The organism is Mycobacterium sp. UM_Kg27 (assembly GCF_000972905.1).
Lineage (GTDB): Bacteria > Actinomycetota > Actinomycetes > Mycobacteriales > Mycobacteriaceae > Mycobacterium.
The window spans coordinates 17,763-41,775 of sequence record NZ_JRMM01000009.1; the positions used below are offsets into that span (position 1 = coordinate 17,763).

The 24,013-nt window shown below is 69.5% G+C and carries 20 protein-coding genes and 2 riboswitches; of the genes, 8 read left to right on the plus strand and 12 right to left on the minus strand.

Features of this window, described 5'->3' with window-relative positions; translation table 11 throughout:
- Positions 1-5: 5 nt before the first annotated feature.
- The 3 genes from LI94_RS02725 to LI94_RS02735 are packed head-to-tail and all read right to left on the minus strand — an operon-like array spanning position 6 to position 3,990.
- The gene (locus tag LI94_RS02725; protein WP_046300221.1) at positions 6-1,760 is read right to left on the minus strand and encodes an ATP-binding cassette domain-containing protein; all 1,755 of its coding nucleotides are present in this window, start codon (positions 1,758-1,760) and stop codon (positions 6-8) included.
- Complete coding sequence (locus LI94_RS02730; RefSeq protein ID WP_046300222.1) at positions 1,757-2,797, minus strand: iron ABC transporter permease; 1,041 nt, start codon at positions 2,795-2,797, stop codon at positions 1,757-1,759. Before LI94_RS02730 ends, LI94_RS02725 begins: the two co-directional genes overlap by 4 nt.
- Positions 2,794-3,990 (minus strand): ABC transporter substrate-binding protein, encoded by a 1,197-nt coding sequence (locus LI94_RS02735; protein WP_046300223.1) that lies wholly within the window; start codon positions 3,988-3,990, stop codon positions 2,794-2,796. The genes LI94_RS02730 and LI94_RS02735 overlap by 4 nt, the downstream gene beginning before the upstream one ends.
- Before the next feature lie 56 nt (positions 3,991-4,046).
- Positions 4,047-4,198: riboswitch (cobalamin riboswitch) on the minus strand.
- A gap of 155 nt (positions 4,199-4,353) precedes the next feature.
- Here LI94_RS02735 and cobN point away from each other — a divergent pair.
- Genes cobN through LI94_RS02755 form a run of 4 tightly spaced genes read left to right on the plus strand, consistent with a single transcriptional unit; the run spans position 4,354 to position 10,854 of the window.
- Positions 4,354-7,938, plus strand: a complete 3,585-nt coding sequence (cobN, locus tag LI94_RS02740; RefSeq protein ID WP_046300224.1) for a cobaltochelatase subunit CobN — start codon at positions 4,354-4,356, stop codon at positions 7,936-7,938.
- Complete coding sequence (cobF, locus tag LI94_RS02745; protein ID WP_046300225.1) at positions 7,935-8,672, plus strand: precorrin-6A synthase (deacetylating); 738 nt, start codon at positions 7,935-7,937, stop codon at positions 8,670-8,672. The genes cobN and cobF overlap by 4 nt, the downstream gene beginning before the upstream one ends.
- Positions 8,672-10,123 (plus strand): cobyric acid synthase, encoded by a 1,452-nt coding sequence (locus LI94_RS02750; RefSeq protein WP_046300226.1) that lies wholly within the window; start codon positions 8,672-8,674, stop codon positions 10,121-10,123. The genes cobF and LI94_RS02750 overlap by 1 nt, the downstream gene beginning before the upstream one ends.
- On the plus strand, positions 10,120-10,854 hold the full coding sequence (locus LI94_RS02755) for a cobalt-precorrin-6A reductase (protein WP_024441966.1): 735 nt from the start codon (positions 10,120-10,122) through the stop codon (positions 10,852-10,854). The genes LI94_RS02750 and LI94_RS02755 overlap by 4 nt, the downstream gene beginning before the upstream one ends.
- Here LI94_RS02755 and LI94_RS02760 read toward each other — a convergent pair.
- Positions 10,840-11,286: a hypothetical protein gene (locus LI94_RS02760; RefSeq protein WP_024441965.1), complete on the minus strand. Its 447-nt coding sequence runs from the start codon at positions 11,284-11,286 to the stop codon at positions 10,840-10,842. The genes LI94_RS02755 and LI94_RS02760 overlap by 15 nt on opposite strands.
- A 120-nt stretch (positions 11,287-11,406) precedes the next feature.
- Here LI94_RS02760 and LI94_RS02765 point away from each other — a divergent pair, with 120 nt between their 5' ends.
- Positions 11,407-11,697, plus strand: coding sequence for an antibiotic biosynthesis monooxygenase (locus LI94_RS02765; protein WP_024441964.1), 291 nt, complete (start codon positions 11,407-11,409; stop codon positions 11,695-11,697).
- 14 nt (positions 11,698-11,711) lie between these two features.
- Complete coding sequence (locus LI94_RS02770; protein WP_024441963.1) at positions 11,712-12,137, plus strand: nitroreductase family deazaflavin-dependent oxidoreductase; 426 nt, start codon at positions 11,712-11,714, stop codon at positions 12,135-12,137.
- A gap of 379 nt (positions 12,138-12,516) precedes the next feature.
- On the opposite strand, the gene LI94_RS02780 is transcribed toward LI94_RS02770, so the two are convergent.
- The 5 genes from LI94_RS02780 to LI94_RS02800 are packed head-to-tail and all read right to left on the minus strand — an operon-like array spanning position 12,517 to position 18,863.
- Positions 12,517-12,954, minus strand: coding sequence for a GNAT family N-acetyltransferase (locus LI94_RS02780; protein ID WP_024441962.1), 438 nt, complete (start codon positions 12,952-12,954; stop codon positions 12,517-12,519).
- A 10-nt stretch (positions 12,955-12,964) separates the two neighbouring features.
- The gene (cbiB, locus tag LI94_RS02785) at positions 12,965-13,888 is read right to left on the minus strand and encodes an adenosylcobinamide-phosphate synthase CbiB (RefSeq protein WP_046300227.1); all 924 of its coding nucleotides are present in this window, start codon (positions 13,886-13,888) and stop codon (positions 12,965-12,967) included.
- Positions 13,885-16,239, minus strand: a complete 2,355-nt coding sequence (locus LI94_RS02790; protein WP_239651141.1) for a cobyrinate a,c-diamide synthase — start codon at positions 16,237-16,239, stop codon at positions 13,885-13,887. The genes cbiB and LI94_RS02790 overlap by 4 nt, the downstream gene beginning before the upstream one ends.
- 15 nt (positions 16,240-16,254) lie before the next feature.
- Positions 16,255-16,869, minus strand: coding sequence for a cob(I)yrinic acid a,c-diamide adenosyltransferase (gene cobO, locus LI94_RS02795; RefSeq protein ID WP_024441959.1), 615 nt, complete (start codon positions 16,867-16,869; stop codon positions 16,255-16,257).
- Positions 16,869-18,863, minus strand: coding sequence for a magnesium chelatase subunit D family protein (locus LI94_RS02800; RefSeq protein ID WP_046300229.1), 1,995 nt, complete (start codon positions 18,861-18,863; stop codon positions 16,869-16,871). Before LI94_RS02800 ends, cobO begins: the two co-directional genes overlap by 1 nt.
- Positions 18,864-18,891: 28 nt before the next feature.
- Positions 18,892-19,033: riboswitch (cobalamin riboswitch) on the minus strand.
- A gap of 31 nt (positions 19,034-19,064) precedes the next feature.
- Here LI94_RS02800 and LI94_RS02805 point away from each other — a divergent pair.
- Positions 19,065-19,862: a dienelactone hydrolase family protein gene (locus LI94_RS02805; protein WP_024441957.1), complete on the plus strand. Its 798-nt coding sequence runs from the start codon at positions 19,065-19,067 to the stop codon at positions 19,860-19,862.
- Positions 19,863-19,876: 14 nt separating this feature from the next.
- The gene (cbiE, locus tag LI94_RS02810; protein ID WP_082105636.1) at positions 19,877-21,094 is read left to right on the plus strand and encodes a precorrin-6y C5,15-methyltransferase (decarboxylating) subunit CbiE; all 1,218 of its coding nucleotides are present in this window, start codon (positions 19,877-19,879) and stop codon (positions 21,092-21,094) included.
- Here the strand turns inward: cbiE and cobM are convergent.
- Genes cobM through LI94_RS02825 form a run of 3 tightly spaced genes read right to left on the minus strand, consistent with a single transcriptional unit; the run spans position 21,080 to position 24,008 of the window.
- Entirely contained in the window at positions 21,080-21,862 is a 783-nt protein-coding gene (gene cobM, locus LI94_RS02815; protein WP_239651142.1) for a precorrin-4 C(11)-methyltransferase, read from the minus strand. The genes cbiE and cobM overlap by 15 nt on opposite strands.
- A complete protein-coding gene (cobJ, locus tag LI94_RS02820; RefSeq protein ID WP_046300231.1) occupies positions 21,838-23,358 on the minus strand; it encodes a precorrin-3B C(17)-methyltransferase in 1,521 nt (506 codons plus the stop codon). Before cobJ ends, cobM begins: the two co-directional genes overlap by 25 nt.
- Positions 23,355-24,008, minus strand: coding sequence for a precorrin-8X methylmutase (locus tag LI94_RS02825; protein WP_196805122.1), 654 nt, complete (start codon positions 24,006-24,008; stop codon positions 23,355-23,357). The genes cobJ and LI94_RS02825 overlap by 4 nt, the downstream gene beginning before the upstream one ends.
- Positions 24,009-24,013: the final 5 nt, after the last annotated feature.

Below are 24,013 nucleotides of genomic sequence, written 5' to 3' on the forward strand. Positions count from 1 at the left end.
TTCCTTCATGGGTTCAGGCGAACCTGGGGCTTGTGGGTCAATGCGCAATCACCGCACAGTCCGCCGCCGGGCGTGCGATAGAACAGGCAACAGCTGGTCCGCCGATAATCCGTGCTGGAGTCGTCGAAACATACTGTGCCGTTAAGGTATTCGGTCTCGCACATGTTGCGTGCGAGTTCCCAGCTCGGTTCGTCCGCCAGATTTCCACCGTGATGCCAGCACAGGGCGCGGGCGGCACCCAGGGCTGCGGAGGCGGCATTGCCGTCCAGCAGTCGTTGCGAGATCGGACCGAGCCGGCGCACCGCGGCGGCCAATGGTGTCAGGTGCCCAGCCAGGATCATCTCGGCCAGCATCGGCTCCAGATCCTCATTGCCCGACGAGCCCTGCCAGGCCATCGGGTTCGGCAGGTGAAGCCGGATGCTGCCGCCGCAGTCGGAGTACCAGAGTTGATCGGGATCCAGATCGACCAGCAGCCCGTGCTCGGCGAGCCCGCCCAGCCCGATCGACCACAGCCGCGCCGCATATCCGAGGTAGAAGGTGGACACCGCCACGCGAACATCCGATGCGCCGATGCGGTCCTGCACGCCGGCAACCACGCTGGCCAGCAGGTCGGGGTCGGTGTAGAGCTGCGTCACCGGACGCCAGTCGGCGTCGTCAGCGGCCCCGGTCGAGACCGCGAAATAGGAGCTGACGGTGGACAACTCGGCCAGTGCCGTCAGCGTCCGATCCTGGGGGATGCAGCGATGCGAGGTTGCGGGCAGAGTGCGCAGCCGCTGCGTTAGGTCGCGCAGTGCAATGGCCTGGTTGCCGCCGGCGGTACGCAGCGTGATGGCAGCGGGATCGGTTGCTGTGAAAACGATTTCGGCGGGCTCGCCGAGGTCCCAGCCTTCCCGCGACAGCACCCGCGTCAGGGCGGAGCGCAACGGCTCTGCAGCGTCGACGCGGGCGATGCGTGCCGCGCCATCGCTGTCGGCGCGGGTAGTGAGCTCGAACATGCCGCTAGCCGGGTCGAAACGCAGGGTGTCGTTGCCGAACATGTCCCCAATGCGCCCGGACAACATCAGCTCTTCGCCTACGGTGTCCACCAGGGTGCCCGCCGGATCCATCAGCCACACCCGATCAGCCACCCGCAGTGCCAATTCCAGATCGTGGGTGCTCAGCACTACCGCCAACTGCTGGTCGCGGGCGAGCTCACGCAACAGACCGAACAGTGCGGCCCGTGAAGACACATCCAGAAACGCGGTCGGCTCGTCAAGGATCAGCAGACCCGGCTGCTGGGCCAGCGCCCGCGCGGTCAGGACCCGCTGGCATTCACCGTCGGACAGTTCGGCCGCCGGCCGCGATGCCAGATGCTGAGCACCGGTCGCCGCCAACGCCCAGTCGATGATCCCCTCATCGACCGGGCGAAGTCGAGCACCCAGACCCAGGTGTGGGATGCGGCCCAGCCCAACCAGTTCTCGCGCCGACAACAACCCGGGGTCGACGCGTTCGGTCAGCACCACCGCGACCCGGCGGGCCAGTTCATCGCGGGGCAATGCGGTCAGGTCGGCGCCGTCCAACAGAACTCGTCCGCCGAGCGCGGGCTGCAACCCCGCCAGGGTGCGAATCAGGGTGGACTTGCCGGCGCCGTTCGGCCCGATCAGCACGGTCAGTTCGCCGCGGCGAGCCTGGGCTGCCAGCCCGGTCGCCACTGTCGTCGACCGGCGCCGGCTGCGGTAGCCGATCGCCAGGCCGGCAAGCTCGACGGCCGGTGGCGTCATGACGGCAACCCCGATCCTCGGCGGGCCCGCAGCAGCACGGCGATCACCACCGGCGCCCCGACCAGCGCGGTGACCGCGTTGATCGGGATGACCAGGTCGCTGCCGGGCACCTGGCTGACGATGCCGCAGGCCAGCGCGGCGATTGCGCCCAGCAAGACCACTGCTGGGACCACCACCCGGTGATCGGAGGTGCCCATCACGATGCGGGCCACGTGCGGCACCACCAGGCCGAGGAACGCGATCGGGCCGCAGAACGCGGTCGTCACACCGGCCAGCAGTGACGCGGAGACGACCGTGACGATCCGGGCCCGGTGCACGTTGATGCCCATAGTCGCCGCGTAACTCTCGCCGAGCAGCAGGGCGTTGAGCGGCCGGATCGTCATCGCCGCGGTCAACAGCCCGACGGCCACCAGCGGCAGCAGCAACTCCAAATCGGCCCAACCGGTCCCGGCGAAGCTGCCCAGGCCCCACAACAGGTACTGCTGCACCCGCTGCGGATCGGAGTACACCAGCGCCAAGCTCACCAGCGCGGTGCTGGCCGCGCCGATCATCACACCGATCAGCAGCAGCGTCGCCGCCGAGCGGGTCCATCGCGACAGCACCAGAACCAGCGTGAGCATGGCCGCCGCCCCCAAGGCCGCTGCGATCACTTCCGCGGCGCGGCTGGCACCGGCCACCGCGGTGGTGAAACCGCCGGCGGCCGCCCCACCGAGTAGCACGACCACCGCAACACCCAGGCTCGCCCCGGAGCTCACGCCCAGAATGTAGGGATCGGCGAGGGTGTTGCGGAATAGGGTTTGCAGCTGCAGGCCGGCGACGCCCAGCGCGGACCCGGCGGCCAGCGCGGTCAGCACCCGCGGCAGCCGCATGTTCCACACGATCACCTGCCAGCGCGGGTCGGAGGGTTCGGCGCCGAACAGCACCTGCACGGTGTCGAGCACCGGCACCCGCACCGGCCCGAGCACCAGCCCGAGCACTGCCAGCAGGACCACCGCGGCGCTCAGCGCGGTCAGCACCAGGGCGATACGCGGCTTCAACGCGGCACCCGCCGGTAGAACTCGAACGCGTGGCCGGCGGCGAGCTCGGGATGCAGGATCGCGACCAAGTCGCCGAGCAGCAGATCCGGTCGCGTCGTGCCGCGTTCCCAATAGAGGTTGCCGCCAAGGGATGTCATTGCCTTGGTCGCCGACCAGACGTGGCCGGTCCGCAGCGCGGTCAGCTCGCCGTAGCGGCTGTCACGGGCCACCGCATCGCCCAGGGTGTGCCAGTCGTCGGTGATCAGCCAAACCGGCGCGGTGCCGGCACGGGCGTACACCGACTCGAAGTTCAGTTGCCGGTTCTCGGCGCCGGTGTCCGACAGCCAGGGGTAGGTGCCGCCGGCGTCGGCAACCAGGCGCCCCGAGTAGCTCTCGCCAGTGGGCATCGACCAGCTGCCCGAGTACATGGTGCCGACCAAGACCTCGACGGGCTTGGTTGCGGCGGCTTGAGCCGCCAAGGCACGGTAACGGTCGCGGATGGCCTGGTAGGCCTGCGCGGCTTGGCGTTCGGTCCCGGTCAGCGCGGCGAACACCTTGATCCACTCGGCGCGGCCCAGCGGGGTCGGTTCCAGCCATTCGGCGTCGGCCAGCACCGGGGTGCCGGCTTCGCGCAGCTTGGGATAGCCGGGGTCGTCGATGCCCTCGGTGACCAGCAGGTCGGGGCCCGCGCCGATCACGCGCTCGATATTGATCTGCCCGCCGGGGGCGTAGCCGACGATCTCACCGGTGTCGATGCGCGCACGGATCTGCGGGTCGGCGACGGCTGCCGGGCTCGCCACTCCGGTGACCACGCCGGCTTGGCCGAGTTCGGTGATCATCGCCAGATGCGTCGTCGAGCCCGAGTAGAGGCTCTGCACCGGGACGGTGATCCGTTGGGCGTTCGCCAGCTCCCCGGTCAGCGTCGGCGGGGGCGCACCGCAGCGCACCAACACCCACGACATCGGCTTGCCGCCGAGGTAGGGCCGCTTGACCGTCAGAACCTGGTAGCTGCCGTGGTAGGTGATGGCGAAGTTGGTGGCTTCGGTCAGCGTCGACTTGTCTGGGAAGTAGTCGGCGGCCGGATCGAAGCCGGTGATGCAGCCGGAACGCGCTTGCAGTGTGCGGGAAGCGGGTTCGCCGGAGCAGCCGGCCAACGACAGCGCGGTGGCCAGCGCTACCAGGAGCGCAGCAACTACCCGCAACGCACGGGACATGAGCGTGAGTCAGCTTCCTCGGGGTACACCGCCCCGGTTCGCAGGACGCGTTGACGTGAGTCTCCTGGCTCTCGGATCACTGCTCGCCTCGCCTTCCAACCCCACAAGTGGCGGGCCGTGGCTGATGAGGGTCGCTCCCCGATGACAGTGGCGGGACCGCGCCGGATTCGCACCGGCTTCCTCATTCGTCATCGCCTTACCGGCGACATTGTTGCATGCCGCGCTGCGTTAGGCTGGCCGCCGTCTCGTGGCGTCAGGAAGTCCGGTACTCAAATTCCGGCGCGGTTCCGCCACTGTGTTAGCCAGATACTGGCCGCGGGGCATCCGACTATGCGGGGCGCGAACCCCCGGGAGGAACCGATTATGCGGCGTATCGCCCTGCTCTCCACCTCTGACACCGACCTGCTGTCCGCGCGGGCCAGCGGCGCGGCATACCGGCTCGGGAACCCCGCACGCCACGACATCGAACCGCTGGTCAACGGCGCCGATGTCGTGGTGCTGCGCATCCTGGGGTCATCGGCCGAGATCGCCGACGAACTGAAGCTGCTACGCGCGACCGGCCTGCCTTTGGTGGTGCTCGGCGGGGAGCGCTCACCCAACGCCGAGCTGATGGAGTGCTCCACGGTCCCGATCGGCCTGGCCGCGCAGGCACACGCCTACCTCGCCGAGGGCGGGCCGGCCAACCTCGCGCAGCTGCATGCATTTCTGTGCGACACGGTGCTGCTCACCGGGGAAGGCTTCGAGGAGCCGGCGGTGATCCCGGAGTGGGGCTACGGGCAACGGGAGCCGGTTGACGTCTCCGAGGAGGCCGTGCGGGTAGGGGTGCTGTACTACCGGGCCCATGAGGTCAGCGGCAACGCCGGATTCGCGCACGCCCTGGCCGACGCCATTGATGGGGCGGAGCTCGGCACCAGGGCGGTCGGGGTGCCGATCTTCGCCGCGTCGCTGCGCAACGCCCCCGACGAGCTCTTCGCCGCGTTGGGTCAGCTCGATGCGCTGGTGGTCTGCATGCTGGCGGCCGGCGGGGCGATGAACGCCACCGCCGGGGTCAGTGCCGGTGACGACGACGGCGCGTGGGACATCGAACAGATCGCGGCGCTGGACATCCCGGTGTTCCAGGGACTGTGTCTGGCGTCCTCCCGCGCGGACTGGGAGTCCAACGACGACGGCGTGACCCCGTTGGATTCGGCCACCCAGATCGCCATCCCGGAATTCGACGGACGGATCATCACCGTCCCGTTTTCCTTCAAGGAGATCGACGACGACGGGCTGCCGCACTACGCCGCCGATCCCGAGCGCTGCTCCCGGGTGGCCGGGGTCGCGGTGAATCACGCGATGCTGCGCCGTATTCCGAATGGGCAGAAGAAGCTGGCGCTGGTGCTGTCGGCCTATCCCACCAAGCACTCCCGGGTGGGCAACGCCGTCGGTCTGGACACCCCGGTGTCGGCGGTGCGGTTGCTGCAGCGGCTGGCGGCGGAGGGCTACGACGTCGGAGACGGCTTCGGGGTGCTCGACGTCGCTGACGAGACGCAGGCAGGGGATCGCCTCATCCACACCCTGATCGAGGCCGGCGGTCAGGACGAGGACTGGCTGTCCGCCGCGCAGCTGGCCGGCGCCCAGGTGCGGGTCACCGCGGCGCAGTATGCGCAGTGGACCGCCGAGTTGCCCGACGACCTGCGCAATGCCATGACGACGGCGTGGGGTCCGGCGCCAGGCAAGCTGTTCGTCAACGGCGCCGACGAGATCGTTTTGGCCGCACTGCAATCCGGCAATATCGTGCTGATGATCCAGCCGCCCCGTGGCTTCGGGGAGAACCCGGTGGCGATCTACCACGACCCGGAATTGCCGCCCAGCCACCACTACCTGGCCGCATACCGTTGGCTGGCAAAGGGTTTCGGCGCGCACGCGGTGATCCACCTGGGCAAGCACGGCTCGATGGAATGGCTGCCCGGCAAGACCGCGGCGTTGTCCTCCGCCTGCGCCACCGACGCGATGATCGCCGACCTGCCGCTGATCTACCCGTTTCTGGTCAACGACCCCGGCGAGGGCGCCCAGGCCAAGCGTCGGGCGCACGCCACGATCGTCGACCACCTGATCCCGCCGATGGCACGCGCGGAGTCCTACGGCGACATCGCGCGCCTCGAGCAACTGCTCGACGAGTACGGCAACATCGCGTCCATGGACCCGGCCAAGCTGCCGGCGATCCGCGGTGAAATCTGGAATCTGATGCGGGCCGCGGAGATGCACCGCGACCTGGGCTTGGATGAGCGGCCCGAGGATGAGGAGTTCGACGACTTCCTGCTTCATGTCGACGGCTGGCTCTGTGAGATCAAGGACGCCCAGATCCGTGACGGCCTGCACGTGCTCGGCGGCGCTCCGACTGGACCGGAGCGGGTGAACCTGGTGCTGGCGATCCTGCGTGCCCCGCAGGTGTGGGGCGGGGTAGACCATGCGGTACCGGGCCTGCGGGCCGCGCTGGGGCTCAAGGAAGACGCCGCTGCGGCGGTCGTCGACGAGATCGAGGACCGCGCTCGCGCATTGGTCGAAGCCATGGAGGCTGGCGGTTGGGAGACCGGCCTGGCTGACACGCTGCATCCCGACCCCGAGGTATGTCGGGTGCTGAGATTCGCTGCCACCGAGGTGGTCCCACGGCTGGCCGGCACGTCGGCCGAGCTGGACGCGGTGCTGCACGCGCTGTCCGGCGGGTTCGTACGGCCGGGGCCGTCGGGGTCGCCGTTGCGTGGTCTGGTCAACGTGTTGCCCACCGGACGCAACTTCTACACCGTCGACCCCCGCGCGGTGCCGTCCCGGCTGGCGTGGCAGACCGGGCAGGCGATGGCCGACTCGTTGGTGCGGCGCTACCTCGATGACACCGGTGACTATCCGGAGTCGGTCGGGCTGTCGGTGTGGGGCACCTCGGCGATGCGCACCTCCGGCGACGACATCGCCGAGGTGCTGGCCCTGCTCGGCGTGCGACCCGAGTGGGATGAGGCGTCGCGGCGGGTGTCTGGGCTGGCGGTGATCTCACCCGAGGAGCTCGGCCGCCCCAGAATCGATGTGACGGTGCGCATCTCGGGCTTCTTCCGGGACGCTTTCCCGCACGTGGTGTCGATGCTCGATGACGCGGTGCAAATGGTCGCCACCCTCGACGAGCCCGACGACGCGAATTTCGTGGCGGCGCACGCTCGCGCCGACCTAGCCGAACATGGGGATCTGCGCCGCGCCACCACCCGGATCTTCGGTTCGGCGCCCGGGTCGTACGGGGCGGGAATCCTGCAGGTCATCGAATCCGGGACGTGGCGTGACGACAAGGACCTGGCCGAGGTCTACACCACCTGGGGTGGGTTCGCCTACGGTCGGGGACTGAGTGGCGCGCCGGCTGCCGACGACATGCGCACCAACTACCGCCGGATCAAGGTGGCCGCCAAGAACATCGACACCCGCGAGCATGACATCGCCGACTCCGATGACTACTTCGTCTATCACGGCGGCATGATCGCGACCGTGCGTGCGCTGACCGGGTCCGACCCGAAAGCCTATGTGGGCGACTCGACCTCGCCGGATGCCATCCGCACCCGGACGCTGGCCGAAGAGACCGCCCGGGTGTTCCGCGCGCGGGTGGTCAACCCACGCTGGATCTCCGCGATGCGTCGCCACGGCTACAAGGGTGCGTTCGAACTGGCCGCCACCGTCGACTACCTGTTCGGCTTCGACGCCACCGCCGGCGTGGTGCACGACTGGATGTATGAAAAGCTCGCGGCCGAATATGTCTTGGACCCGCAGACTCGGGAGTTCCTCGACAAGTCCAACCCCTGGGCGCTGCAGGGCATTGTGGAACGGTTGACCGAGGCCGCCGACCGCGGCCTGTGGGAGCACCCCGACCCCGAGACCATGGCGGCGTTGCGGCAGGCTTACCTGGACGTAGAAGGCGACCTGGAGGATCGGTGAAAGTCTGGATTCTCGGAATCGGCATGGGACCTGCGCACGTCACCGCCGAGGTCGCCAGCGCACTGCGGTCGGCCGACTACATAGTGGCATCCGAGAAGTCCTCCGACGACAGTCTTTTGGTATTACGGCGCACCATCGTCGACACTTACGCCGCCTCGACTCCTATCGTCGCGGTCGCCGATCCGGCCCGCGACCGCTCCCCGGGGCTCACCGAGCCCGGCTACACCCGCGCCGTGGCCGACTGGCATGCGGCGCGGGCGCAGCGCTACGCCGACGTGCTGCGGACCCGCGGCGGCACGGCCGCCTTCCTGGTCTGGGGTGACCCGGCGCTGTACGACTCGACGATCCGCATCGTCGAGCAGGTGAAAGCCCTTGGTGTTGAACTGGATTACGAGGTTCTTCCTGGGATCAGCGCCCCGCAACTGCTGGCCGCCCGGCACCGGATCGTGCTGCACGAAGTGGGCCGTCCGGTACACATCACCACCGGTCGGCGGTTGACCGACGCGGTTGCCGCTGGTCAGGACAACATCGTCGCCATGCTCAACCCGGACCGGCTCGACCTGTCCGCGGTGGCCGACTGGACGATCTGGTGGGGCGCCAACCTCGGCGCGGCGGGGGAGCGGTTGGTCACCGGCCGGGTCTCTGAGGTGGCCGAGGCGATCGCGGCCGCCCGCGATGCGGCCCGGGCCGAGGCGGGCTGGGTGATGGATCTGTTGCTGGTGCGGCGTACCTGATGGCGGGCATCCTGATCGCCGGAACCACCAGCGACGCCGGTAAGACCGTGGTGGCGACCGGAGTGTGCCGGGCGCTGGCTCGCCGCGGCGTGCGGGTAGCGCCCTACAAGGCGCAGAACATGTCGAACAACTCCATGGTGTGCGTCGGCGACGACGGGGTTGCGACTGAAATCGGCCGGGCGCAATGGATTCAGGCCTGCGCAGCGCGCGTTGACCCGGAGCCGGCGATGAACCCGGTTCTGCTCAAACCCGGCAGTGACCAGCAAAGCCACGTAGTGCTCATGGGCCGGCCGTGGGGGACCCTGTCATCGTCGAACTGGATGCACGGCCGCGCAGCGTTGGCCCAGGCAGCCCACGGTGCCTACGACGATCTCGCCGGGCGCTATGACGTGATCGTCGCCGAGGGGGCCGGCAGCCCAACCGAGATCAACTTGCGCGCCGGCGATTACGTCAACATGGGCCTGGCTCGCCACGCCGGGATGCCGGTAGTGGTCGTCGGTGACGTCGACCGTGGCGGGGTGTTCGCGGCGTTCTTCGGCACCGTCGCGCTGCTGTCGGAAGCGGACCAGGCGCTGGTGGCGGGGTTCATCGTGAACAAGTTCCGCGGACAGCTGCGCTTGCTAGAACCCGGGCTGGCCGATCTGGAGCGCCTCACCGGCCGCCGGGTGTTCGGCACCCTGCCGTGGCACCCGGAGCTGTGGCTGGACTCCGAGGACGCGCTCGACCTCGACGGCCGGCGCTCGGCACGCACCGGCGCGCGACGCGTGGCGGTGATCCGCTTTCCGCGGATCAGCAACTTCACCGACCTGGACGCCCTCGGACTCGAGCCCGATCTGGACGTGGTGTTCGCTGCCGACCCGCGCGGGGTGTCCGGCGCGGATCTGGTGGTGCTGCCCGGAACCCGCGCAACCATCAGCGACCTGGCCTGGCTGCGGTCGCGCGGAATCGATACCGCGATCGCCGCGCACGCCGCCGCAGGCAAGCCGGTACTGGGTATCTGCGGGGGCTTCCAGATGCTGGGGAGAATGATCCGCGATCCCGAGGGAATCGAGGGAGCACCCGGCGAAGTAAGCGGTCTGGGCCTGCTGGATGTCGAAACATGCTTTGCCGCGGACAAGGTGCTGCGGCTGTCCGACGGCGGCTACGAGATCCACCACGGCCGGATCAGCCGCGGAGACGTCGCGGCTGCTTTTGCCGGCGGCGTCCGCACCGGCCAGGTTTTCGGCACCATGCGCCACGGCTGTTTGGAGGTCGACGCGCTGCGTGCGGCATTCCTGGCCGAAACTCTCGGGCTGCCGCCGACGCAGGTGTCGTTTCCCGCCGCCCGGGAACGCCGGCTCGACCTGCTCGGGGATCTGATCGAAGAGCACCTGGACATCGACGCCCTGCTGGATCTGGCAGGCGGCGGACCACCGTCCGGGCTGCCATTCCTACCGCCGGGGGCACCGTGACGCGCGTGCTGCTGCTCGGCGGCACCGCCGAAGCCCGGGCACTCGCCGATCGGCTGGTCGCTGCGGGCGTCGACGTCACGACGTCACTGGCCGGCCGCGTCACCGACCCGCGGCTGCCGGTCGGGGCGGTGCGGATCGGCGGTTTCGGCGGGATCGACGGTCTGCGAGCGGCATTGGCCGACTACGACGTCGTTGTGGACGCCACCCATCCCTTCGCGACGACCATGTCGGCCAACGCGGCCGCCGCGTGTGCCGCGGCCGGCCGACCACTGCTGCGGCTGGAGCGGCCCGGCTGGTCGCAGCGCGCCGGGCAGTCCTGGCATTGGGCCGATTCGCACGAGCGGGCCGCCCAGATCGCAGCCCGGCTGGGACGGCGGCCGGTGCTGACCATCGGACGTCAGCAGTTGGCGTCGTACCTGCCGGCGCTGGCCGACGCGGCGGTGCTGGCGCGGGTGGTCGAGGCACCGTCCATCGGCATGCCACCCAGCTGGTCGGTGGTCAAGGACCGGGGACCCTACGGTCTGCCCGGAGAACTCGCGCTGCTGCGCGATCACCGCGCCGACGTCGTCGTCACGAAAGACTCTGGGGGCGAATACACCTGGCCGAAGATGCGGGCAGCCGAGGAACTCGGCCTGCCGGTGGTCGTCGTGCGCCGACCGGCGCAACCGGAGGGTGTGGCCACGGTGACCGACGTCGAGGGCGCGTTGGCCTGGGTGCTAACCGGCGACTAAGGCGAGTTGCAGTGCGGCACCCGCGGTCAGCAGTGCGGCGACCTTGACCACTTCCAGCCCGGCGTAGGCGTAGTGGGCGCGGGAGCGCTCGATCATCCCACCGGGCGGGGCGCTCTGCGCGGCCAGCACCGCATCCGAGCGGCGGCGCAGCCGGGGCCGGACCACCAAGATCTGTACGGTCAGCACCACCACCGCAGCCCCCACCCCGGCCACCGAAATCGGTCCCGGCGCGTCGGTGGCCACCACCAACACCACCACCATCGCCAGCACGACCTCCACCGCGTTGAGGGCCCGGAACACCAGTCGGCCGATACCCAACCCCAGTGGGATGGTGATCCCCGGCGCGCGGAACTTCAGGGGCGCTTCCAGAAATGAGATCGCCAGCACCATGCCCAACCAGGCAAAGACGACTGCCGCCGCGAGAGCGCTCATCCCGTCACCTCCAGGTATCTGTGTCTGTCAGTCGCAGATAACGTATCTGTGTCATTCGGTAACAGACAAGAGTCTTTAGGCGGTAATCCTCGCCACCCGCCGTCGGGCAGACTGACAGGCGTGATTGTGGAACATGGAGTACTGCCCATCCGGCCAGGCAGCGAAGCCGATTTCGAAGCGGCCTTCGCCAAGGCGCGGCCGTTGATCGCCGCCCAGCCCGGATTCCTCGGGATTTCGATGTCCCGGTCGGTCGAGTCGCCGAACCTCTACCTGTTGCTGGTGCAGTGGGAGAACATTGAGGCGCACACCGAGGGGTTCCGGAAGTCGCCGGAATTCGAACAGTGGCGTGCGTTGTTGCACGGTTTCTACGAGTCACCGCCGGTGATCGAGCACTTCGTGGATATCGACTAAGGAGATGGTCGTCCGTGGACACAGCGCGCACCCTGGAATTCAACGCCCGTAACATCGCGGAGTTTCGCAGCAGCGGCGGAAAACTGGGCGGACCGTTCGAAGGGGCCCCGGTCCTGCTGCTGACCACCACCGGGGCCAAATCCGGGCAGCAGCGCACCAGCCCGATGATGTATCTCCCGGAGGGCGACCGGATCATCGTGTTCGCGTCCAACGAGGGCAAGGACAACCATCCGAGCTGGTACCACAACCTGCGGGCGAACCCTTCGGCGACCGTCGAACTCGGCACCGACACTTTCGCGGTCACGGCCACCGAGATCACCGGCGCCGAACACGACCGGCTCTATGGGATCCAAGCCGAGCGCTACCCGGGTTTCGCCACCTATCGCGAACGCACCCAGCGGGTCATCCCGGTGGTCGAGTTGATCAAAGGCGAGCCGTGACGTGCAGGGCAGCGATCAGGACTCGGCGAACTCGCGGAGTACGCGGCATCGACGGTCACAAGTTCAGACCGCATCAAGGCGGCCAGGAGTGATCAGCCGAGACCGGCCTGGCTGTTGTTCTCGCTGAATGTCCTGTCGAAAGCCCAGGCAGTGCGCCGCTACCACTCGCTGCGCCGGTCGGCGCGGTTCCTCTGCTGCCAGGTCACGATGACCCCGACGGTGGCCAGGCCGCCCACGATCAACGCCACCCAGGATTGCGGAGGCATGGCGCTGACGCTAGGCATTCTCCCGCTGGCCCGCCTCCACCGAAAGCCCCATAAGCCGCACCGGTGAAATCCCAACTGTGGATGAAGCGTTGGGCGCCGACGAAAAGTCGTGATCAGTCCCGGATATGCGCCAGCCGGCTGGGGCGCTCCATATACGTCGCGTCCGGGGCAGCGAAGCCGAATTGCTCATAGAGGCCATGCGCGTCAGCGGTGTGCAACGTCCAGCGGAAATCCCGACCGGGGCCCTCGTCGATCATCGTCCGCAACAACCCCTTGCCGATCTCGCCGCCCCGTTGATCGCGCGCGACATAGACGTCCGCCAGGTACGCGAAGGCCGCACCGTCGGAGACCGCTCGGCAGAAACCGATCATCGCGCCGTCGTCGGCCCGGTAGGCGCCCACCATGCGCCATGCGCTGTCGAGCTGACGGTCGAACATGGCGCGGGTGCGGTACTTCGCCCAGTAGGTGTGCTCGACCAGCTCATTCCAGAGCCAATCCCGATCCACCCGCGCAGGATCGGTCGAGAACTCGACACCGTCGAGGGCCGCCACCGCTACCTCCTCATCCGCCTCGGGTCAGACACCACGTCACCGCGGTGATCAGCGCGCCCACGCCCACTCGCCGGGCCAGCCGCGTCGTCCGGAAAATGTCGGACGGCACAGGCGCCCGACCGTAGCCCATCCGCGCGCGATCTTCACGCCGATTTCCGTAGTAGGTATTGACCCCGCCGAGCTGCAGTCCCAGCGCCCCAGCGAAGGTGGCCTCGACCACCCCGGCGTTGGGGCTGGGGTGGTGGCGGGCGTCGCGGTGCCACGCCCGCAGCGCGCCGGCGCTATCAGGGCCCAGGGCACTCGCCAGCACACCGCTCAATCGGGAGGCCGGCAATCCCAGCACGTCATCCAAACGGGCTGCCGCCCAGCCGAACCGTTCGTAGCGGGCGCTGCGGTGCCCGATCATCGCATCCATCGTGTTGGCGGTGCGGTGCGCGACCAGTCCCGGAACGCCTGCCACCGCACCCCACACGAACGACGCCACCACGGCGTCGGAGGTGTTCTCCGCCACCGACTCGACTACGGCCCGCGCGACCTCGTCTGGACCCAACGCGGTCGTGTCGCGACCGACCAGGTTGCGCACCCGGGTCCGGGCTGACTCCAGGTCGCCGGCGGCCAGGAAGGCGTGCACGGCTTCGGCTTCGCGTTCCAGGGATCGGCCGCCGAGCACCGCCCAGGTGGCGAGGGCGGTCAGTGCCATGCGCGCCATCGGATTCCGAGCCCATCGCTCGGCGAGAAACGCCAACCCGGTCGCGCTTCCGACCAGTGCCAGAACATGGGCGACTCCGCTTGCCCGATCGTCGCGGTAGATCCGACGCTCCAACGCCAGCGCACACGTCCCGAATCCGGCGACCGGATGCAGCCGCCGCGGATCACCCCAGGTGCGGTCAGCGGCGTAGCCGAGCGCCAGCCCGAGTGCCCGGGCCGCGATCACCGCCGCGTCCGGTCTAGTACGGCCAGCAGCCGATCGGTCAGGTCGGGAGGACGGACCGCGATCCGCACCCAGCTGTCATCCAGGCCCGGAAAGGTGTCGGCACGTCGCACGGCAACACCGTTCTCACGCAACGTCTTATGCACGCCGCGACCGACCTGGGCCAGTACAAAGGGCGCCAACCCTGCGACGAATCGCACCTCACGCTCGGCGAGTCCCTCACCCAAGTGCGCCCGCCAGGAGACCAATTGCTGCGCCCGGCGTTCACTTTCGCACACCGCCCGCTCATCCGAGCAGGCCGACATGGCGGCCAGCGCTGAAGCGGAAACCGACCAGGGAATCTGCAGGCGTGCCGCGTCGGCGAGCAGCGCGGGATCGCCGAGCAGATACCCGGCGCGAATCCCGGGTATCGACCAGTGCTTGGTCAGGCTGCGGCTCACCAGAAGCCCCGAACACCGCTCCCCGCAAAGGGTTTCCGGCTCACCGGGGATCGCATCGAGGAACGCCTCATCGACCAGCACCACCCGTCCCGGACGCAACAACTGACGCAGCGTCTGCGCCGGGTGCAACACCCCGGTGGGATTGGTCGGGTTGCCGACGACGACGAGGTCGGCGTCGGGGGGCACCGCATCCGGGTGCAGTGCGAACCCGTCGTCGGCCCGGCACAGCACCGTGCCGACGGTGCGACCGGCGGCGGTCAGCGCGGCATGCGGTCCGGTGTACTGCGGATGCACCACCACCGGAAAGCGCCACGGTCGCATGCGCGCCACCAGGTCGAAGGCCTCCGACGCGCCCGCAGTGGGCAGCACCTCCGCGGGGGTGCGACCGTGCCGGGCTGCCAACGCGGCGCGGGCCGCTGAGGTCTCGGGGTAAGCCATGGCGTCGTCGAGGGAGGCATGCAGGGTGCGCTCGAGCCAGTCCGGACGTGGCCCGGCATAGACATTGACCGCGAAATCGAGCAGGCCGGGCGCGGCCTCGACATCGCCGTGATGGTGCAGATCCGGGCCGCCGAAACGGTGCACCGCGTCGGCGAACCGCTGCGCCAGCCCGGGATAACCGGCCCAATGGGTGTGCAGGTAGGACGCATGCAGGCTGCTGGCGGCAAAGCCGTCCGGGCCGTTGGGAAGCTGCCAGGCCGCGCTGACGGCGTAGTCGAAAACAGCCTGGGTGCGGTGGAATTCGTGCCCGGTCACCCGATCTCCCGCCCGTGCCAACAGATTGTCGGCCGCCGCCGTGGCTTCCCGGTAGCCCAGCGTCAGGCGCGGAGTCATCGCCGCAGCGCCCGGCAGCGCGCCTACGCCCGCGTCCTCACCCACCCGACGGCACAGGTACGCCAGCCCGCCGCACTCGGCGACCGTCGGCACTCCTGCGGTGATCGCTGAGCGCAGCGCACCCAGCAGCGCAGTGTTGGCCCCCAGCTGCCCGGCGTAGACCTCCGGAAACCCGCCGCCCAGGTAGATCCCTGCGGTACCGGCCGGCAGGCACGTGTCGGTGAGCGGGTCGAAGCTCGCCACCTCGCAACCGGCGGCGCGCAGCAGCTCGAACGTCTCGGTATAGCCGAACGTGAATGCGCGCCCCGTGGCGACAGCCACCACCGGCCGGCGCCCCGACGCCGCGCTGACTTCGGCAGCCGGGTCCCAAGCGCTGCCGGTCAACTCCGGTGCCTGGCGCGCCACCGCCAACAGCGCTTCCACATCCACGTACTGCTCCATCAGCGCCGCAAGTCGATCGGCCATGGCAGCGGACTCGGTGCGCTCGGCCGCCGGCACCAGTCCGAGATGCCGCGACGGTGTCTGCACACCCGCGTCGCGGGGCAACACTCCGAGCACCGGAATGCCGCTGGGGCGCAACGCGGCAACGACTTCCTCGGCGTGCCGTGCGCTGCCAGCCTTGTTGAGCACCACCCCGGCGATGCGCACCGCCGGATCGAAGCCGGCCAGGCCCGCCAGCACCGCCGCATGCGTGCGGGAGGCATGTGAGACGTCGACGACCAATACGACCGGCGTTGCCGTCAACGCCGCGATGTGGGCGGTGGAGGACTCACCGTCGGTGCCCAGGCGCCCGTCGAAAAGCCCCATCACGCCTTCGATCACCGCGACATCCGCGCCTGCGGCGCCGTGCAGCAGCAACGGCACGATCCGGTCGGCGCCGACCAGATACGGATCCAGGTTGCGGGCCGGCCGGCCGGTGGCCAGCGCGTGATAGCCGGGATCGATGTAGTCCGGGCCAACCTTGTGCCCGCTGACTCCCAGGCCGCGGGCGGAAAGCGCGGCCATCACGCCGACCGCCACCGTGGTCTTGCCGTGCCCGGATGCGGGTGCGGCGATGGCCAGCCGGGGCAGGGAGACGGTCACCACGCTCACCATGCCTCACCACTCAATGCCGCGCTGGCCCTTCTGGCCGGCATCCATCGGGTGCTTGATGTTGGTCATTTCGGTGACCAGGTCGGCGACTTCGATCAGCCGCGGATCGGCGCGCCGGCCGGTGATGACCACGTGCTGGTGGCCCGGGCGGTTGGCCAAGGTCTCCACCACGTCGTCGACATCCACCCAGCCCCAACCCATCGGGTAGGTGAACTCGTCGAGGATGTACAGGTCGTGGGTCTGTGCCGCCAGGCGTTCCTTGATCTGGGCCCAGCCCTCGGCGGCGTCGCCGGCGTGATCCTCGACGCCACCGGCCTTGCGGCTCCACGACCATCCCGAGCCCATCTTGTGCCACTGCACCGGGCCGCCCTCACCCGTCTCGGCGTGCAGTGCGCCCAGGCGCTCGAGCACGCTCTGTTCGCCGACCCGCCACTTCGCGGATTTCACGAACTGGAAGACCCCGATGTCGAAGCCCTGATTCCAGCCGCGCAACGCCAATCCGAATGCGGCAGTGGACTTCCCCTTGCCGTCGCCGGTGTGCACCATCAGCAGCGGCCGGTTGCGACGCTGGCGGGTGGTCAGATTGTCGTCGGGCACTGTCAACGGTTGTCCCTGCGGCATCAGGCGGCTCCCCTTCCGGTGGCATCGCGGACGACTCCGGCCAGTGCTTCGGCACTCACCTGCGGCAGCGGAACGTACTCGGCCCGCAAGTGCTCGGCCAGCGTCCGGGCCAATCCGAGCCGCATCCGGCCGTTCTCGCAATCCACCACGACCGCCGAATATCCCTGCCCGGCAATCTGGTCGGCGGCCATCAGGGAGCGCTCGACCGGGCTCGTGCCGGCGGTGGCCCGGCCATCGGTCAAGACCACCAGCAGCGGGCGGCAGGCCGGCTCACGCAGTCGTTCCCGGCGGATCACCTCGGCGGCCTGCAGCAGGCCCTCGGCCAACGGGGTGCGGCCACCGGCGGGCAATTCGTCGAGCCGGACGGCGGCGATCTCCACCGAGCCGGTCGCGGGCAACGCCAATTCCGCCGTGGTGTCCCGGAACGTCACCACCGCCACCCGGTCCCGGCGACGGTAGGCGTCCAGCAGCAACGACAAGATCGCGGTCTTGACTTGGCGCATCCGTTCGATGGCGGCCATCGATCCGGAGGTGTCCACCACGAACAGCACCAGGTTGGCTTCCTGGCCCTCCCGGACGGCGCGGCGAAGATCTCTCACCTTCAGGATCATCCGGCCGCCGATTCTGCCGCGGGCACTCTGATGCGGTGCAGCGGCACGCAGCGTCTCGAACAGGTGCAGCCCGCCGGTGTCGCCGGATGTGGTGGCGCCCACCCGGCGTCCGGAGCTGGTGCGGGCCCTGCTGCGCCGGCCGGCGCGTCCCTCGCCCACGCCGTCGACGGAGAAAAGCCTTGCCCGGTAAGGGGAGTCGGCGCCCACCGTCGAGGTGAAGCCCGGCTCAGAGTGCGCGGCCGGTGTAGGCCCGCACTGTTGTTCCGGCGGCGGTGAACCACCATCCGGTGGACCGTCAGGATCGGGCCCGTCGGGTCCCGGACCATCCGGGTCGGGCTGGGGACCGGAATCCTCCGGCGGCAGCAGTTCGTCGAGCTCGGTCTCGTCAAGGCCCGGGGCATCGAACGGCTTGCGCCGACGCCGATGCGGCAGGGCCAACCGGGCGGCCACCCGAAGGTCCTCGACACTGACCGCGTCGCGCCCCTGCCACGCCGCATGAGCTACCGCGGTGCGGGCACAGACGATGTCGCCGCGCAGCCCATCGACGTCGAACGCCGCGCAGATCTCGCCGATCTTGACCAATGCGTGATCGGTCAGCGCCACCTTGGGCAGCAGTTCCTGGGCCTGACGGATCCGGGCCCGCAGCCCCTCTTCTGCCGAGGCGTAGTTCGCGGCGAAACCCTGCGGGTCGGCGTCGAACGCCAGCCGCCGCCGTACCGCCTCGGCTCGCAACGCCGGTTCGCGCGGGGCAGACACCTCGACGGTCAGACCGAACCGGTCAAGCAGTTGCGGGCGCAACTCGCCCTCTTCGGGATTCATTGTCCCGACGATCACGAACCGCGCGGCGTGGGTCACCGACACTGAATCGCGTTCCACCGTCAGCCGGCCCATTGCCGCCGCGTCGAGCAGCAGGTCCACCAGGTGGTCGGCCAGCAGGTTGACCTCGTCGACGTAGAGGATGCCGCGATTGGCGCGTGCCAACAGCCCGGGGTCGAAGTCGACGGTGCCGGCGGTGAGCGCCCGCTCCAGGTGGATGGAGCCCACCACCCGGTCTTCGGTGGCGCCGACCGGCAGCTCCACCAGGCGCACCGGTCGGGTCTCGACGGTCGCGTCGCTGGGGAACGGACCGTCGGGGGAGAGCGGGTTCGCCTCAGCGGGATCGGAAGAGAACCGGTCGCCGGCCACCACATCGATGGGCGGCAGCACCTGGGCAAGCGCGCGAACCAGCGTCGACTTGGCGGTGCCCTTCTCGCCGCGGATGAGCACGCCGCCGATGCCGGGGGAGATCGCGCTCAGGACAAGCGCCAACGCCATGTCGTCGAGGCCGCCCGGGGCGTCCGGGTCGCCGCCGAGGACAGCGGGGAACGGGTACAGCTGTTGCATTGAGGCTCCGCTCGTGTGGCCAACACCTGTGTGTTGGCGACGCGAAAGCCGGTATTCGGACTGACCGTGGCGCACCGAGAATGCGCCGCGGAACACCGTAGCGGGCCTGCGTCGGACTCACACCGACTTCCCTGGCGCTTCGCGCCGATACCCTAACACTCGGGGCCGCAGACGCCGACCGAGAGAAAGGGCACACGACCAGTGAGTGCACCTGTAGCAGACCTGACCGGATGGGTTGCCGAGCCGTTTACCGGCGGCGGTTTCACCCACGACGTATACCGCAAGGGGCAGGGTCCCGGCGTGGTGCTGATCCCGGAGATCCCGGGGATTCACCCCGGGGTCCTGGCGCTGGGAAATCACCTGGTGGACAACGGTTTCACCGTGGCGATTCCGTCGCTGTTCGGCGAGCCGGGCAAGGCGATCACGCCCGGCTACGCCGCGACCACGATCGCCCGGGCCTGCGTGACCCGGGAGTTCGCCGCGTTCGCCACCGACAAGCAGCGCCCGGTCACCCAGTTCTTGCGGGCGCTGGCCCGTGACCTCAACGAGAAGACTCCCGGCAAGGGTGTCGGGGTGATCGGCCAGTGCTTCACCGGAGGCTTCGCGCTGGCAGCGGCCGTCGACGACGCCGTGCTGGCGCCGGTGCTCAGCCAACCGTCCGTGCCGATTCCACTGACGCTGAAGCAGCGGCGTGACCCGGGGCTCTCGGAGGTCGAGTTGGGCGTCGTCGCCGACCGGGCAGCCAACGACGGACTGTGCGCTCTGGGCCTGCGGTTCAGCGAAGACAAGATGGCCCCCGGTGACCGCTTCACGACGCTCAAAGCACGGCTCGGGGACGCTTTCGAGGTGATCGAGATCGATTCCTCGTCCGGCAACCCGCACGGTCTGTCCCGGATGGCGCACTCGGTGCTCACCGACCAGGTCCGCGAGGTCGACGGCCACCCCGCTTACGAAGCGCGCAAGCGGGTGGTGGAATTCCTCACGCAGCGATTGACCTAGCTACCATCGCCGCTGTGCCAGCTCAGCCCAGCCCTGCCGAACGCATCGCCGTAGTGGGCATCGGCGCCGACGGCTGGACCGGGTTGGGTGACTCGGCCCGAGACATGGTGCTGGCGGCCGACGCCGTGATCGGCGCACCGCGTCAACTGGACCTGTTACCGCAGATCGAAGGTCAGCAGCGGCACCGGTGGCCGTCTCCGCTGCACGCCGGGCTGCCCGCGCTGTTCGAGGAGCTGGCGGGACTGCGGACCGTGGCGCTGGCGTCGGGTGATCCGCTGTTCAGCGGTATCGGCACCACGCTGATCGGACTGTTCGGTGCCGATCAGGTGAGGGTGCTGCCGGCGGTTTCGTCGGTCACGCTGGCCCGGGCCCGGCTGGGCTGGCCCGCGGAGTCCACCGCGGTGGTCAGCGTGGTCGGCCGTGACGTGCACGCGGTGCTGCGGGAGCTGGCGCCTGGCCGGCGGGTGCTGGTGCTGTCATCCGATGAGACCACCCCGGGGCAGCTGGCCGGCTTGCTGACCGAGCGCGGCTACGGAGCGAGCCGGATGGTGGTGCTCGGCGACCTCGGCGCAGCGGCTGAAACCAGGTTGGAGACCACCGCCGCCACCTTCACCGGTTCGTCCCCGCGGCTCAATATCGTCGCCCTGGAACTGGTCGGTCCATTGATGTCCGGCTGGGCGCCCGGTCTGCCCGATGATGCCTACCGCCATGACGGGCAGCTCACCAAACGTGACCTACGGGCCGCCGCGTTGGCGCGACTGGCCCCGGTCCCCGGGCAGCTGTTGTGGGACATCGGTGCGGGTGCCGGTTCAGTGGGCATCGAATGGATGCGTTCGCATCCGAGTTGTCGTGCCATCGCGGTCGAGGTGAACGACGTTAGGGTGCAACGTATCTCGGATAATGCTCGGAACCTCGGTGTGCCCGGGTTGCAGGTGGTCCAAGGCGCGGCACCGCAGGTGCTGGCGGACCTGCCCGGCCCGGATGCGGTGTTCATCGGCGGCGGGCTGAGCCGGGACGGGGTGCTGGCGGCCTGTCTGGCAGCGCTGGCGCCGGGCGGCCGGGTGGTCGCCCACGGGGTCACGCTGCAGGCCGAGGCGCTGCTGGCGGCGGCCTACCGCGAACATGGCGGCGAGCTGACCCGCATCCAGGTCGAGCACGCCGCACCGCTGGGCTCCTTCACCGGCTGGACACCGGGCCGGGCGATCACCCAGTGGGCGCTAGTCCGGCCCTGAGCGGTCGCGTGCCGGGTCATAGAGATGGCTCTCCCCGCCGCACGGATCGGGCAGGTCGGCTACCGCCCGGCCGACCAGGATGACCGCGGCTGACCGCAACCCGGCCTCTTCGACCGCGTCGGCGATGTCGGTGATCGTTCCGCGCAGCACCAGTTCCTCGGGCTGTGTCGCGCGATAGACCACTGCGACGGGGCATTGGCCGCCGTACTCGGGCGCCAGTTCGGCCATCAGCGCTCGGACGCGGGTGATCGCCAGATGCAACACCAGCGTCGCTTGCGTGGCGGCGAAGGCGGAGAGCGTTTCGCGCTGCGGCATGGCGGTGGAGGCGACTTGCGTACGGGTCAACACCACCGACTGCGTCACCAGAGGCACCGTGAGCTCTCTGCCGAGCACCGCTGCGGCCGCCGCGTACGCCGGCACTCCGGGCGTCACCTCCCACGGCACTCTGGCGGCATCGAGACGGCGGGTCTGCTCGAAGACCGCGCTGTACAGCGACGGATCCCCGGACACCAGTCGCACCACCGCGCGACCCGCCCGATGCGCGGTGACCAGTCGGTCGGTGATCGCATCCAGATCCAGATCGGCGGTATCGACAAGGTCGGCCGCCTGCGAGCAGTGCGCGAGTACCTGCGGGTCCAGATAGCTGCCGGGGTAGAGCACCACGTCGGCGTCGGCCAGCAGCCGTGCCGCCCGCACCGTCAGCAGATCTGCCGCGCCCGGGCCGGCCCCGACGAACTGGACCGCTAACGCACCCATCGTGGCGTCCATACCCGCCCCGCCGTCACCCGCGTCGACGAGGCCCCTACTAGGACAAGACATTTCATATCGATGGTGTCGGTGTCCAGCTCGCCCAGGGTGGTCACGCTGAGCTCCTCTGTCGCCCGGCCGATGTCGCGACCGATGACCACCACCGTGTGCGCATCCCGGTGTTCCAGTAGCACTTTGCGTGCGATCGCGATCTGGTCGGGCCGGGCACGAGACGCCGGGTTGTAGATCGCCAGCACCAGGTCGGCTTCGGCGATCGCCCGCAGCCGCGACTCGATCACCGCCCAGGGCTTGAGCCGATCCGACAGGCTCAGCACCGCGAAGTCGGCACCGATCGGGGCGCCGGCCGCCGCGGCCACCGCCTGCACCGCCGACACTCCGGGCAGCACCCGCACCGAAACGTGTTGATACTGAACATCCGTACCGGTTTCCGAGGCCGCCTCGAACACCGCCGATGCCATCCCGAAAACCCCGGCATCTCCGCCGGAGACCACCGCCACCTTCTCGCCGCGGGCGGCCAGATCCAGCGCGAACCGAGCCCGGTCGAGCTCCACGGTGTTGCCGGAGGTGTGCCGCTGCAAGCCCTCGCGCTGCGGAACCCGCGCGACGTAGGGGCCGTAGCCCACCACGTGGTCGACGGTGGCCAGCGCTTCGGTGGCCTCGCGGGTGAGCCAGCCCTCGGGTCCCGGTCCCAGCCCGACCACCAGCAGCTCGGCTGCGGCGCGCACCGGCTCAACGACCGCCGGCGCCGGGGCCGTCGACGTCCGTGAGCGCTGCCCGTTGCGGGAGTCCCCGTCCACCACGATCAGCGACAGGTAGGGGACGCTCGCCTCCTCGACATCGGCGACCCGCAGCCAGCGCTGTTGCGGATGGCTGGCCCGCTCGACGTAGTAGGCGTGCTCGAGGCGGCCCGCCGCTACCAGGGCGCGGCGCACGGCCGGGAAGGTGCGGCCCAGCTTCATGATGATGGCGCCGTCGGTGTCGGCCAGTCGCATCGCCAGTTCGTGCTCCGGCAGCGTTCCCGGCAGCACGGTCAGCACGTCGGTCTGGCGCACCAGCGGCATCCCGAGCGCGGCGGTAGCGGCGCTGAACGCCGGCACACCGGGGATGATCTCGGTGTCGAAGCGCATCGCCAGCCGGTCGTGCATGTACATGAACGAGCCGTAGAACAGCGGATCGCCCTCGGTCAACAGCGCCACCGTGCGACCGGCATCCAGGTGGGCGGCCAGCCTCGATGCCGATGCCTCGTAGAAGTCGGCGAGCGCTCCGGCGTAGCCGCCGGGGTGATCGGTAACGCCGGTGGTGACCGGATAGCGCAGCTCTTCTTCGCGGACTCCGGGCCGGATCAGGTCGGCGGCGATGGTGCGCGCATACGACGACTTGTTGACCCCGGCGTGGTAGGCCACCACGTCGGCATCGGCGATGATCCGGGCCGCTTTGCGGGTGATCAGCTCAGGGTCACCGGGTCCTAGGCCCACCCCGTAGAACTTGCCGGTCATTCGGCATCCGAGGCGAGTGCGTTCAACGCCGACGAGGTGATTGCCGACCCGCCGCGCCGGCCGCGCACCGTCACGAACGGGATGTCGATGCCGTGGTCGCGGTGCAGCGTGGCCAACGCCTCCTTGGACTCCGCGGCGCCGATGAACCCCACCGGGCAACCGACGATCACCGCCGGGCGCGGCCCGCCGTCGATGATCGTCTCCAGCAGGTGGAACAGTGCGGTCGGCGCGTTGCCGATCGCCACGACGGCGCCGGCCAGCTCGGGTTCCCACAACGAGACGGCCGCCGCCGAACGGGTGGTTCCCCATTCCTTCGCCAGATCCGGGACCCGCTCGTCGCGCAGGTAACAGCGCACCTCGTTGCCGGCGGGCAGCCGCCCGGCGGTCACGCCGACCGCCACCATCCGGGCATCGCAGAGGATCGGCGCGCCGCCGTCGAGTGCGGCCCGCCCGGCCGGCACCGCGTCCGGGTGGATCAGCAAGTCCTTGGCGACGTCGGTCTGCCCGGCGCCGTGGATCATGCGCACCGCGAGCCGCTCGGCGGCCGCCGGGATATGGGACAGGTCGGACTCGCGGCGGATCGTCGCGAACGATTCGACGTAGATGGCCGGACCGTCGGCAATGTAGTCGTAATGCCGAGACGGGCGCATGGGCC